The sequence below is a fragment of the Serratia rubidaea genome (assembly GCF_016026735.1).
Taxonomy (GTDB): Bacteria; Pseudomonadota; Gammaproteobacteria; order Enterobacterales; family Enterobacteriaceae; genus Serratia_B; species Serratia_B rubidaea.
In genome coordinates, this window is the sequence record NZ_CP065640.1 from 4877457 (window position 1) to 4890276 (window position 12820).

12 protein-coding genes are annotated in these 12820 nt (G+C 61.8%); 2 read left to right on the forward strand and 10 right to left on the reverse strand.

The window, feature by feature from the left end; all coding sequences use genetic code 11:
- Window positions 1-7: 7 nt before the first annotated feature.
- From menH to I6G83_RS22950, 5 genes are all read right to left on the reverse strand, one after another.
- Window positions 8-775, reverse strand: a complete 768-nt coding sequence (menH, locus tag I6G83_RS22930; RefSeq protein ID WP_054306499.1) for a 2-succinyl-6-hydroxy-2,4-cyclohexadiene-1-carboxylate synthase — start codon at window positions 773-775, stop codon at window positions 8-10.
- Complete coding sequence (gene menD, locus I6G83_RS22935; protein WP_062779033.1) at window positions 775-2451, reverse strand: 2-succinyl-5-enolpyruvyl-6-hydroxy-3-cyclohexene-1-carboxylic-acid synthase; 1677 nt, start codon at window positions 2449-2451, stop codon at window positions 775-777. Before menD ends, menH begins: the two co-directional genes overlap by 1 nt.
- A 182-nt stretch (window positions 2452-2633) precedes the next feature.
- Entirely contained in the window at window positions 2634-3926 is a 1293-nt protein-coding gene (gene menF / locus I6G83_RS22940) for an isochorismate synthase MenF (RefSeq protein ID WP_054305403.1), read from the reverse strand.
- A 150-nt stretch (window positions 3927-4076) separates the two neighbouring features.
- Window positions 4077-4388 carry a stress response protein ElaB gene (gene elaB / locus I6G83_RS22945; protein ID WP_054305405.1) on the reverse strand — a complete coding sequence of 104 codons (312 nt, stop codon included), beginning with the start codon at window positions 4386-4388 and terminating at the stop codon, window positions 4077-4079.
- Between the two features lie 142 nt (window positions 4389-4530).
- Window positions 4531-5022 (reverse strand): DUF1097 domain-containing protein, encoded by a 492-nt coding sequence (locus I6G83_RS22950; RefSeq protein WP_054305402.1) that lies wholly within the window; start codon window positions 5020-5022, stop codon window positions 4531-4533.
- A gap of 57 nt (window positions 5023-5079) precedes the next feature.
- Here I6G83_RS22950 and I6G83_RS22955 point away from each other — a divergent pair, with 57 nt between their 5' ends.
- Window positions 5080-5217: a hypothetical protein gene (locus tag I6G83_RS22955; protein ID WP_156484017.1), complete on the forward strand. Its 138-nt coding sequence runs from the start codon at window positions 5080-5082 to the stop codon at window positions 5215-5217.
- A gap of 7 nt (window positions 5218-5224) precedes the next feature.
- On the opposite strand, the gene I6G83_RS22960 is transcribed toward I6G83_RS22955, so the two are convergent.
- From I6G83_RS22960 to I6G83_RS22975, 4 genes are all read right to left on the reverse strand, one after another.
- Window positions 5225-6466: an MFS transporter gene (locus I6G83_RS22960; RefSeq protein ID WP_015673143.1), complete on the reverse strand. Its 1242-nt coding sequence runs from the start codon at window positions 6464-6466 to the stop codon at window positions 5225-5227.
- 430 nt (window positions 6467-6896) lie between these two features.
- Window positions 6897-7769: a DMT family transporter gene (locus tag I6G83_RS22965; RefSeq protein WP_054305401.1), complete on the reverse strand. Its 873-nt coding sequence runs from the start codon at window positions 7767-7769 to the stop codon at window positions 6897-6899.
- A gap of 50 nt (window positions 7770-7819) precedes the next feature.
- Window positions 7820-8248, reverse strand: a complete 429-nt coding sequence (locus I6G83_RS22970; protein ID WP_171020756.1) for a cupin domain-containing protein — start codon at window positions 8246-8248, stop codon at window positions 7820-7822.
- Between the two features lie 44 nt (window positions 8249-8292).
- On the reverse strand, window positions 8293-10116 hold the full coding sequence (locus tag I6G83_RS22975) for a thiamine pyrophosphate-binding protein (protein ID WP_054305400.1): 1824 nt from the start codon (window positions 10114-10116) through the stop codon (window positions 8293-8295).
- Window positions 10117-10425: 309 nt separating this feature from the next.
- Here I6G83_RS22975 and I6G83_RS22980 point away from each other — a divergent pair, with 309 nt between their 5' ends.
- A complete protein-coding gene (locus I6G83_RS22980) occupies window positions 10426-11301 on the forward strand; it encodes a LysR family transcriptional regulator (protein WP_054305399.1) in 876 nt (291 codons plus the stop codon).
- 57 nt (window positions 11302-11358) lie between these two features.
- Here I6G83_RS22980 and nuoN read toward each other — a convergent pair whose 3' ends face one another.
- Window positions 11359-12816: an NADH-quinone oxidoreductase subunit NuoN gene (gene nuoN, locus I6G83_RS22985; protein WP_015673148.1), complete on the reverse strand. Its 1458-nt coding sequence runs from the start codon at window positions 12814-12816 to the stop codon at window positions 11359-11361.
- Window positions 12817-12820: the final 4 nt, after the last annotated feature.

The following is a 12820-nucleotide window of genomic DNA, read 5'->3' on the forward strand; positions in this document are numbered from 1 at the left end:
GATTCCTTTAAGCGGGATTAACAAGAAAATCATTCAGCTGCGCGGCAAACGCGCGCGGATTGGCCAGATGCGCATTGTGCCCGGCCTGCTCGATGATGCGCAGCGGCAAGCCGGCCGCGCGCGTCAGCGCTTGAAATTTGGCGTCTTCGGCGCCGCACAGCACCAGCTTCGGCAGCGGCAACTGCCGCAGCTGCGGCGCCAGCCAGGGCTGACGACCCAGCGAGGTGGCCTCCAGCATGGCGGCCACCGCCGGGCCGTCATTGTGCGAGCGCGCTTCAATCAGCGCCTCGCGGTGAGGCGCACTCAGTTCGTGAAACACCGGCTGCCGGTACCAGTCCGCCAGCACCTGCGCCAGTGGTTCGGCGCGCAGCCGCGCCGCCCAGCGGGCATCGTGCTCGCAGCGCTGACGGCGCAGTTCATCGCTGGTCAGCCCCGGGTTGCCGCCTTCAACCACCAGCCCCTGCAAACCGGCCGTGTCGCCGTAGCAGGCGTGATACATGGCGATGCGCCCGCCCAGCGAATAGCCCACCAGCCAGTAACGTTCAATCTGATGCTGACGCAGCGTGGCGCCGATCTGCCGGCTGACGTCGGCAAAACTGCGGCAGCGCTGGCCGGCCGACTCGCCGTGCCCCGGCAGATCGATCGCCAGCGACGGCCATTGCGCGCAGCGGGCGGCGATCACCCGCCACTCATTATTGTTGCCCAGCAGGCCATGCAGCCAAACCAGCCACGGGCGCTGGCGCTCGCCCCGTTGCAGTATGCGCGCGGCCAGCATCAGCGCGCCGCCATCTGCGCCAGCAGGCGGCGTAAGGTTTCCGCCCCCGCAGCTGGCGTAACCTGCAGCTCGATCAGCGTCGCACCGCGGTGACGCCAGCCGCGCTCAACCGCCTGTTGCAATGATTCCCAGTCGCTAACCTGCGCATACGCCAGCTGGAACATGGCGGCGGCATGACGGAACTCCACCGCCTGCGGCATACAGTAAAAGCGTTCCCTTTCTTCTTCCGGCGTCGGCAGCAGGGAAAAAATCTGTCCGCCGTTGTTATTCACCACGACAAGCAGCGTCGGCGCCGAACAGTGCCGCAGCAGCGCCAGAGAATTCAGGTCATACAGCGCGGATAAATCCCCCACCAGCGCCAGCGTAGGTTTGCCGCCGGCGCGCTGCACCCCGGCGGCGGTGGAAATCAGGCCGTCGATGCCGCTGGCGCCGCGGTTGCTGAACACCGGATAGCCGGCGGGCAGCTGCGCCAGCGCGTCAACCAGCCGCACCACCAGGCTGTTGCCCAAAAACAGCTGCCCGTTCTCCGGCAGCAGCTCCGGCAGGCGATGCGCCAGCTGCGCTTCGCCGAAGTCGTGGCGTACTTCAGCCGCCACCGTCTCGAATGCATCGTGCGCCAACGCCGGCAGCTCGGCGGCCCAGGGCGCGCGCGGCTGCGCCGGATGCAGCGCCAGCCAGTCGCCGGCCGTCGCAGAAATACGCCGGCCGCGATGCTGCGCCGGATCGAGCCGCCCCGGCAGGTCGTCAACCAGCCAGTACTCCTCCGGCTGGCAGTTCGCCTGCCACTGCAGCAGGCGTTTGCCGGTCAGGCTGCCGCCGAACTGAATCACCAGCTGCGCATTGTCCAGCAGGCGCGTCGCCTGCGGCTGCGCCAGCCACAGATCGGCGCACGGCAGCGGCTGACCGGTCTGCGACAGCACGTCGCCAATCAGCGGCCAGCCCAGCGTCGCCGCCCACTGCGCCAGCTGTTCGCCCTCTTCGGCGTCGATGCGTCCGGCCACCACGACGCCGCGCTTTTGCCGCCAGAAAAACCAGTCCGGCTGCGCCTGCTGCGTCTGCTGCGCCGTCGTCTCGCGCAGCCACGGCCGGTTTCCCGTCCACCAGTCGCCCAGCGCGGCGGACCAGTCGGCATACTCGCGCTCATCGCCGCCATACAGCGGTTCGGCAAACGGGCAGTTGATGTGTAATGCGCCGTGCGACAGCCGCGCCATCGCATCGTCGACGGTGGAAACCAGCCAGCGGGCGGGAATATCCGGCGTCGGCCGCGGCAGGTCGATGCTGCTCGCCGGATGGGACGCATACAGGCCGCGCTGACGGATCGCCTGATTGGCGCCGCAGTCAATCAGCTCCGGCGGCCGGTCGGCGGTGAAAAACACCAGCCGCTCCCCCGTCAGCCCGGCTTCAATCAGCGCCGGATACAGGTTGGCGGCCGCGGTGCCGGAGGTCACGATCACCGCCACCGGCTCGCGCCCGGCCTTCGCCAGACCGAGCGCCAGGTGGCCCAGTCCGCGTTCATCAAAATGGGTATGGCAGATAAAGGCGGGGTTGGCGGCCGCCGCTAACGTCAGCGGCGTTGAACGCGAGCCGGGCGCAATACACACATGCCGTACGCCGTGGCGGGACACCGCCTCCAGCAACAACGCCGCCCAGCGGCGGTTAAAAACACTTGTCGACATAGTTGGCTCACAAGTCACAGCGATTGGCCGGGAACATAACCATCACGACCAAATGCACTAAAAGTCATTAACAATAATTATATGAGCAGTTATTCCGGCAACCCTTGCGCCAGCGCAAAAACAGGCGATATCCCGCTAACAGGAATTCCTCTTGCCGATCAATATTAGGGAGATACGCGCAATTAATCAGCGGCCTCAGCCGTCGTCGGTTCCGGCTGCAGCAGACTGCGCAGCGCCGCCGCCTTGTTGTCCAGCTCCTGCCACTCCTGCGCCGGGTCGGAGCCGCTGACGATGCCGGCGCCGGCATACAGCTGCAGGCTGTCGTCGTCAATCTGGCAGGAGCGCAGCGCCACGCAAAACTCAGAGCGCTCGGCGGACAGATAGCCGGCGCAGCCGGCGTACCAACCGCGCGCCGCCGGCTCATGCGCGGCGATAAACGCCCGCGCCGCCTGCCGCGGCAGACCGGCAACCGCCGCCGTCGGCTGCAGACGCTGCAGGCAGTCCGCATCGTCCGCCGTCTGCAGCTGCCCGGCGATGCGGCGGCGCAGATGCTGCACCTTACGCAAACGCAGCACTTCCGGCGGCTGCACGTCCAGCGCGCTGACGCGCCCCTGCAGGCGCTGGCAGATATCATCCACCACCAGCAGGTTTTCATGCTGGTTCTTGCGGTCGTCCAGCAACCACTGCGCCAACTGCTGCGCCCGGGCGTCATCGCCGTCGTTAGCCACCGTGCCGGCCAGCGCCTCGGTCAACAGCCGCCGTCCGTCGCGCAGATAGAGCCGCTCCGGGCTGGAGCCGAGAAAGGCGGAACCGGCGCTAAAACGCAGCATAAAGTGGTAGCAGCGATGATTTACCCGGCGGCTGGCCGCCATCAGCGCCGGCGCAGGCAGCGGCTGCGCCAGCGTGAGACGGCTGCAGCGCGCCAAGACCACCTTCTCCAGCCGCTCAGCGGCAATCGCCGTCAGCGCCTGCTGCAGCATCTGCGTCCAGCCCGCTGCATCGGGATAGTGCGCCACCGTCTCGACCGTCGTCCGCAGCGGCGCGATCGGCGTCGCCGGCGCCAATGTCGCCAGCCAGTCGGCCGTCTCCGCCGCATTTTCCGTAAACAGGTTAAGCGTCAGGCTCGCGCGCTTATCGCGCCGCTGCCACGCCAGGCGTGGCAAAAACAGGCAGGATGGGCCGTCAAAGGCCGTTAATCCCCAGACGCGCGCCGTGGGGTGCGCCGCTATAAACGCCTGCGCGGCGGCCGCATCGCTAAACTGGCGCAGCGCGCCGCATACCGCCACTTCTTCCTGCTCATCCCGATGACGCCAGTAAAACTGCGGAAACGTGGATTGCGCCGCCAACCACGCCAGCAGGTCGTCGCTGCATGCGTCACTGACGGGAAGGGAGATCTGCCGGAAACCGGCCGCGTCTGGGAAAGGTTGCGCCAGCCGCTGACGCAACTGCTGCAACAATGCTGAGATATGTTCCACCGCCACCTCATTAACCAAACGAAATGTAGGGGATTATACGGTAAAAACCGCGAGAGAGTCGGAAAAATAAAGCCCGGCGGCCAGGCAGAAACAGAACAATCAGAAAAAGAGAGCGGGCGACCGCAGCGCGGCCGCCCTCAGTACGACGCTTTACTTCCGGGCCAGCAACAGCCCGAAAACCAGACCGACCGTCGCGCCGATGCCCACGCTGTGCCAGGGGTTATCGCGCACATAATCGTCGGTGCGATGCACCGCCTCTTTGGCGCGCGCGTAATACCCTTCGGAAGCGTCGTTCAGGCGCGCCTTTACCTCTTTCAGCGCCTGCTCCGCATGGCTCTTGATATCCACATAAGCCTGATCGGCGCGATCGCCCGAATAGTCCAACACTTCCTGCAGGGTATCGCTGAGCATGCGCAGATCGTCATCAAGGTTGGTGCGACTTTCGTCCGTATATCTTGTCATTTCACCGTTCTCCATTGTTGTCGCCGCCGGATTTCAGCGCCGCGCCGAGATCCGTACGGCATAGCAGGTTCGCCGTCCCTAAACTATAGACAACAATTGCCGGCGCTCGCCAGACGAATAGCCGCTAACCTGACGTTCCCCGTCAGGCGTCTCCCGCCGTTGAGGCGGCCGGCGCCCCAGCCCGGCGCCCGCGCGCCGCCAGCCACAGGCCGCTGTTTTTCATCGCAAAGCCGAACAGCAGCCCCACCAGCAGCGACAGCGTCACCAGACGCCACTCGCCGTCGCCGGCGAAGGTGGCGCAGGCGCCGATAAAGGTGCCCGGCACAAAGTTAAGCCACTGCTGCCAGGCCTGAAGACACATCAGGAACGCCACCACGCCGGTCAGCACATAGCCCAGCAGGCTCCAGGCCGGCTCCAGCGCGCTGCCGTGGATAATCAGCATCGCCCAGAACACGCCGCTGCAACAGGTCAGCGTGCTGACCAACAGGCCCTTTACCCCGCCCTGCGGACAGGCGAAATATGCCGTGCAGCCCAAAAAGCCCGCCCAGCTGATCAACCCGAGGCTGAGGGCAACCCAGCCCCAGATGCCAGAAAGAATGCCGGTGGTAACGGCAATGGCAACAAGTACATTCATAATACCGACCCTGGTAAAAAAGAAGCGTGCAGTTTACCGAAAAGCGTCCGGCTGTATATGATCGCGATCAGCAAACGCATGCAATACGCGGCGGCGGCAAGGCGGGAAGCAGACAAAAAAAACCAGCGTGCAAGCACGCTGGAAATGACACACAACAACACCAGGGAAATCGTCGGTCGTGCAGTATGCGGCTAACGCAGGCTTAGCGCGGGAATCCCGCTCGCGTTACCAGCAGCCCCAAGGCGAGGCATACCACTGCACTGACCATAAACAGTAAATTCACCGCCAGCTGCAGGCTGGCATGGTCGATAACTACCCCCAACAGGATCGGCACCCAGTTGGCGATATAAGCAATCACATAAAACAGCGAAATCAGTCGCGCATGGCTGGACTTCGGTGAAATCAGGTTCACCAGCGTCGCGCTGCCGACAAAAATCGCCCCGTAAGCATAGCCGGCGATAACCATACCGGCCGCTGCCAGACCCAGCGAGTGGATCTGAATCGCTTCGGCGAACACCACCACCGACAGCGCCTGCGCCAGACAGCCAAACATCAGCGAGTGACGCGCGTTAATCCGGCGGCTCAAAATCTGGCTGATACCGGCAATCACCAGGTAAACCGCGATCACATAGCCATACATACCACGGCTATGCATGCCCAGCAATTTCTCCGCGACGTTCGGACCAATCGCCAGAATGCTGGCGGCCACCGCCCAGCAGGTAAACAGCGCGCCGGCACACAGGTAAAACTTGATGCCGGTAGCGCGCAGGCCATCTGCCAGCGAACTCTTGGCCGGTGCGGCGGTGCTCTGCACATCCCCCGCCGGCGCAACCGCCGCCGACCCCGGCCACTTCAGCATCACGCCCAGCGCCGCGATCGCCGCCACCGCCATAATGATGATAAACGGCAATGACGTGGTGTAAAACCCGGTCTGCAGCGCCAGACCGCTGAAAATCGGCCCCAGCGCCAGGCCGGTGGTAAAGGACAGCGTAGCAATCAGCGCCGCCACCTTACCGCCGTCTTTCGGCCCGAAGCGCACCAGCGCAATGTTCGCCGCGCCGGTCAGGGCACCGGTGCCGATACCGGCCAGCAGGCGCGCCATAAACATCATCACGAACGAATCCGCCATGGAGAACAGCAGCGCGCCGGCCAATACCACCAGCAAAGCCGGCACAATCATGCTGCGCAGGTCGCGAACTTTGCCGGCCATATTGCCTACGCCGAACAGCGAGATCAGCACGCCGCCGGCATAAGCACCATAAATAATTGTCAGGCTGACTGACGTTAAACCTAACTCATGTTGATAAAGCGGATACAGCGGCGTCGGTGCACTGCTATTTAATAGTGCCGACATTAACGCCAGCGCCAAAAATAGCAAAATGGCAAAATGCGACGCGCCCGATTTCACTTTAGCGGCTTCTTCAACGGCCACTCCGTCAGACATCTCTTTCTCCTGAAACTTGCGGCCTTTGGCCGTAATAAACACCCCTTCCTGAAAACCAAAACGTATCAGGAAACGCGTTTATCATACCGTTCAGGAATAACCGCCAAAATAGCCAAGAATGCATCAGGGTGATTCAATTATGCATACCGGCCGTCAGTTATATACTCTCGTAAGCTATCAGACGAATGCGTTATAAGTATCTATTATTACTGTTAGTTACGCATAAGCCTAGCCCTGGCGATGGATAAATTACGCATAAGGATATAAGAGAATCGACTAAGCGATAAATAAAATTTCCCGTTATTTATCGGCTAACACGCTAAAAATAAGTGAAAAAAATAAAAGTAAAAAAATGAAATAGTGAAACGGCGCGCGTATCATCGCGCGCCGAAGCAGAAAGATCGCCTTTAGCGCCGGCCGTTGAGGAGGCTTAATCCTGCGCCGCCGCGGCCGGACGGCGCACCTTCGCCGGCGCGCGCCGCAAAATCGCCAGGCCGCCGGAAAGAATAATCAGCGCCATGCCAACGGCGGCAATATACGACTGTTTCTCATCAAAGATCAGATAGCCGAGCAGCGTAGAGAAAATAATTGTGCTGTAGGACAGAATGCTGACAATCACCGGGTTACCGCTGCCGTAGGCGCGCGTCATGGTGATCTGCCCCAGGCTGCCGAAAACGCCAATCGCACAGACATTCAGTAACGTGACGGCATCCAGCGCGGCAAAGCCGATCGCGCCGGCCATCACCAGCCCCACCAGCGTACCAACCAGTGAAAAATAGAACACCACCCGCAGTTCCGGCTCGCCGGTGCGCACCAGTTTGCCCACGTTAAAATAGGCCAATGCGGTCAGCAGGCCGGACAGCAGACCAATCAGCGTGGCCGCATACTCGCCGTGCGGCATATCCGGCCGCAGCAGCACCAAAATGCCGACAAAACCCAGCAGCACCGAAAACAGCAGTTTGCCGGTCAGCTGGCCCTTGGCGGTGATAAAGGTAATCACCGATTGAAAAATCGGGTTGGTGTAACCCAGCGTCGTCGCGGTGGCGATCGGTAAATGGATCAGGGAATAGAAACCGCAGTACATTGCCGCGTTGCCAATCGCCGCGCGTTTCATATGCAGCCCCAGATGCCGGGTCCGGAAACCGAGACGCTTTATCTTAATCAACGCGGCGACGATCAGCACATTGACGAACGAGCGGTAAAAGATAATGTCGAAAAAGCCGACCTTCGCCGATGCCAGCTTTATACTGGCGCCCATCAGCGCAAAAAACACGCTGGCCACCAGCATCCATAACGCAACCATATATTCCCCGTTAATCGCGGCCGAACGCGCCGCCTTGATAAGTCCGCCGGTTATTTGGCCTCGGCGATGGTCAGCGGGCGATTATCCGCACAGGCAAAGAACACCAGCATCTCCGCCCCCTGCGCGCCTGCCTGCCCCTGATGGACAATGTCGACCGTATCGGTGAACGAATCGCCTTGGCGGAAGGTTCGCTTTTCTCCGGTCTTCGCCACCGTCAGCGAGACGCTGCCCGCGGTCATGTGCACCGCGCTGATGCAGGGGTGCGTATGCCAGGCCAGCACCCGGTTCGGCTCCACCGTCACCTTCAGCATGGTGATCTGCGGCGCGCCGGCGGGATAATGGCCGTACGGCGTCCCTTCCCAGGAGTTTTCCGTCTTCAGCAACGTCTGTTTATTAATCCCTTCGCCATGGCTCTCTTCCGCCAACGCATTCATACAGGCCAGCATCATGGCCGCCATTACGCCCGACCGACACATCATTGTTATCACTCCGCAATTTTATAAAACCGCGTAAATACTCCCGATCATTGTTCGCGGATGCGTTGCTCATATTCCGCCACGCTCTCGGCATAGTAACGATTGGGCGCCCGATGGTTCCCTACCATCATTTCAATCAGATACGGCCCGTCATGCGCCGCTGCGGCGGCCAGCGCCGCATCCAGCTCGTCCAGCGTGGCGGCCCTGGCGGCGGCCACGCCCAGACTGCCGGCAAACGCCCGCCAGTCATGCGACGGCAGCGCGGTATACGCCTCGCCGACGCCGCTCTGCTGCAGGGTGTCGATATGCATCGCGCCGTGCGCGCAGTTATTCATCACCAAAAAGGTCATTTTCAGTCGGTAGCGGGCGGCGGTCTGAATCTCCATGCCGTGCATCAGCATACAGCCGTCGCCGGTCACCACCAGGCAGTCACGCTGCGGCGCCGCCAGTTTGATGCCGATCCCGGCGCAAATCGCCCAGCCCATCGGCGCCAGCGCGCTGGAGGTATGATAATCGCCAACGCCGTGGCTTTGCCAATGGTGAGCCATAAAGATACGGTGCGCCCCGGAATCCACCACCACATTGGCGTCCGCGGCGGTGCGGCTGCGCAAATGCTCCACCACCTCGCCGGGATACAGATGCTTTTCCCCCGCCATCATACGCGCCGTACGGTCCGGCTGTCGCTGTTCCAGCGGCAGCTGGCTGACGTGCCCCATCCACTGGCTACGCAGCTTATTCACGCAGGCCAGGTGAGGCTCGTTGCTATCAGCCGCCGCCAGCAGGTGCTGCAGCGCGGCGCTCAGGTTGGAGAAAATCTGCACGTCCGGCTGATAGTGCGAGCTGATCTGGTCGAAGTCTTCATCAATCACCACCAGCGTTTTGGTGCCGTGCAGTTGCGGGTGCCAGTTCAGGCTGTCGCGCTGGTTCAGATCGCACCCCAGCACCAGCAGCACATCGACCTCTTCGCCATTGATGGTTTCCACCGCCCGGGTATGGCCGGCGAAGCCGTACAGGCCCAGCGCCAGCGGATGCCCCTCCGGGAACGCTCCCTTCCCCGCCAGCGTGGTGGCGACCGGCAGGTGATACTTTTCCGCCAGCCGGCGCAGCAAATCGGCATCCTGCGGATTATTCACCCGGCTGCCGGCCAGGCAGGCGATATTCAGGCCGCGCAGCAGGTAATCATCCAGCAGCGCGTCCAGCGCCGGCAGGTCAATCGCCGTTTCACGGCGGCGCGATGCTCCCGGTGAGGAAGATTCCTGCGCCGGACGTTTTTGTATATCCACCGGTACGCTCAAATAGGTGCGCCCTTTCCGCTGGCCGTTCAGGCATGACAGGCTGCGGCGCAACTCGTGCCGCAGCGTATGCGCCTGCTTCACCTCAATCGCGTTGCTCAGCAGCGGTTTGACAATGGTCAGCTCATCAATGCCGCTGTTGCTGCCGTCCTGAAACGCGCCCTGCGCCTCGTGATAGGTGGCGATACCGCCGGCCAGATACATCACCGGAATTTTATCCGCCTGCGCCGCCGCCATCGCCGGCAGGAAGTTCATGGTGCCCGGCCCGGAGATGCCAAGACACACGCCGAAGTTGCCGCTGGCGCGCGCATAGCCGTCGGCCATAAAGCCGCAGGCGGTTTCATGGGCTGCGACGATCCCGGCGATCGAGGAACCGTCAATAGACTTAATCAATGGATAGATCAGTTTGCCCGGCACCAAGAAGATATGCTGAATGCCGCGCTCGGCGAGCGTCTGGATAATGACGTCGGCGTTATTACCGTGTAGCGCGGGTTTGGCGGCGGCCGGGAAGCCGCCTGCGATCGCACCCGCGTTAGCCACCGCTGCGGGAACGCACGTATTTTCTGCGTGAGACGCCATGTTTAATGTCCAGTCACAATAGAGAGTCGAGCGCATCTCCACCAGGCGCTGCCGCCTATCGAGACTGGCTCCAATGAGTCGCCGACGATGAACTGTGCGGTAGATCACGCCAGCGCATCCGTTAGCATAAAGTTCGGCAGGTAAAAATAAAGATGCAAAATTGCTTCACAATGATGCATTTTTTTATACCATAAAACATAATAGATAATTATGATACGGGTGACTCATTTTTAGCGCAACCCCCATTGCAACACGGATAAGCCAATACAACCCCCTGTGGCATCCCGCCGCTCTCAAAGAAGGAAGTCGTTGATGAATTGGGATGATGCACGCTTTTTCCTCGCCGTAGCCCGCTGCGGTACTTTACGTAAGGCCGCAAATGAGCTACACGTCGACCAGGCCACCGTCGGACGCCGTATTTCCGCCTTTGAGGAGTCCCTCGGCTCCAAGCTGTTTATCCGTACTCCCAAGGCGTTCTCCCTCAGCCCGCTGGGCGAAGAGATGCTGGCGGACGTAGAGAATATGGAAAACGCCGTGCAGGCCATCGCCCGCAAGGCGACCAGCGGCGACGAAAGCCTGTGCGGCAATGTGCGCATCGCCACTACCGACACCATGGCCGAAGCCTTCGTTATCCCGGCGCTGCGCAGCCTGCGCGAACAGCATCCGCAGATCACCGTGACGCTGCTGACCGCGGTGAATATTTCTGATATCTCTTACCGCGGCGCCGATCTGGCGATCCGCGGCGCGCGGCCGGAGTCCGACGAACTGATTATCAAACGGCTGGCGACCATTGAGATGGGGCTGTACGCCACGCAACACTATCTGGACGTGCACGGCATGCCGGCCAAGGGCGAGCACCTGCGCGGCCACAATCTGCTGATGTTCCCGCGCGAACTGGTGCCGCGCCACTGGAGCAACTTCTGCGGCGAAGCCCTGATCGACCCGAACGTGGTGCTGCAGTGTAACTCGCAGCTGCTGCTGCGCTCCGCCACCCGCAGCGGCCTCGGCATCGGCCTGCTCTCTTCGTTCCTGGCGGATAACGATCCCGATCTGGTGCGGGTGCTGCCGGAGAACCAGGACTGGGTCGATATCTGGCTGGTGCTGCACCCCGATCTGCAGCGCGCCGCGCGGGTGCGCGCGGTGGTGCAGGCGCTGGAAACCGCATTTCAGAACTGTCCGCAGTAATTACTGCAGGCATAAAAAAAGGTCGCCGCGGCGACCTTTTTGACGTTAACAACGCAATCAGAACAGCGGCTGCGCCATCTGCACCAGCGTAATCAGCGGCTGCGGATAGATACCCAGCACCAGCACCAGCGCGGCGGAGATCAGCACCACCACCCCGCCGGCGGTCAGCGCCCAGTTGCGCGGCGTATCGCGCGACAGCGTTTCCGGCGCGTTGAGGTACAGGCTGACGGTCACGCGCAGGTAGTAGTACAGGCCAATGGCGCTGCCCACCACCACCGCACCGGTCAGCCACCACAGGTGCGCGCTGACGCCCATCGCGATCACGAAGAACTTACCGATAAAGCCCAGCGTCATCGGAATACCGGCCAGCGACAGCATCATCACCGTCATCACCGCCGACAGAATCGGCTTATGCCAGAACAGACCGCGGTAGGAGAACAGCGAGTCCGCATCCGGCCCGCTGTACGGGCTGGACATCAGGCTGACTACGCCGAAGGCGCCCAGGCTGCTGAACAGATAACCGGCCATATAAACGCCGACGGTTTCCAGCGACAGCTGGTGCGTCTGCACCGCAATCAGCGCCACCAGCAGGTAGCCCAGGTGAGCGATAGAAGAGTAGCCCAGCAGACGCTTGATATTGGTCTGGCTGATCGCCATCAGGTTACCGAACAGGATGGAGCAGAAGGCGATAATCGCCAGCACCGTACGCAGCGCTTCGCTGTCGGCCGCCGGCGCGTACAGGAACAGACGCATCACCACCGCAAAAATGGCGATTTTGCTGGCGGTGGCCAGGAAGGTGGAAACCGGCGCAGGCGCCCCCTGATACACATCCGGCGTCCACAGCTGGAACGGCACCAGCGACAGCTTGAAGCCCAGGCCGACGATCATCATGCCCATACCGGCCAGAACCAGCGGCTGGTGCATCATGTTTTCACCGAGGCTCTTGCCGAGGCCGGACAGCGCCAGCGTGCCGGATTCCGCATACAGCAGCGCCATGCCGAACAGCAGGAAGCTGGAGGCGGCGGCTGACAGCAGCATGTACTTGATGGCCGCTTCCAGCGGACGCTTCTGGCGGTAGGCGTAGCCCACCAGGCCGAACAGCGGCAGCGAGATCAGCTCAATCCCCAGGAACAGCGAGGCCAGATGGTTGGCGCTCGCCAGCAGAATGCCGCCCATTGCGGCAATCAGCACCAGCAGATAGAACTCTTCACGGTTGTCCGGATAACCGACCAGCCAAGGATAGGCGAAGGTGCAGGTCGCCAGACTCGCCAGCAGCACCAGCCCGGTGTAGAACATGGAGTAACCGTCAACCCGCAGCAGCGGGGTAACGTCCATCGGGCCAGCCTGGCCGACAAAGTACAGCGAAAGCAGCGCCAGGTTAAGACCGATCACGGTCAGGGTCGCGTTGATAAAGTGGTCGCGTCGCCACGCAATGCCTAGCATCACAACCACCACCGTCAATCCGACGATCAACAGCGGCAACAGTGCGATCAGTTGTTGAGGAGTTATTGTCATGGCG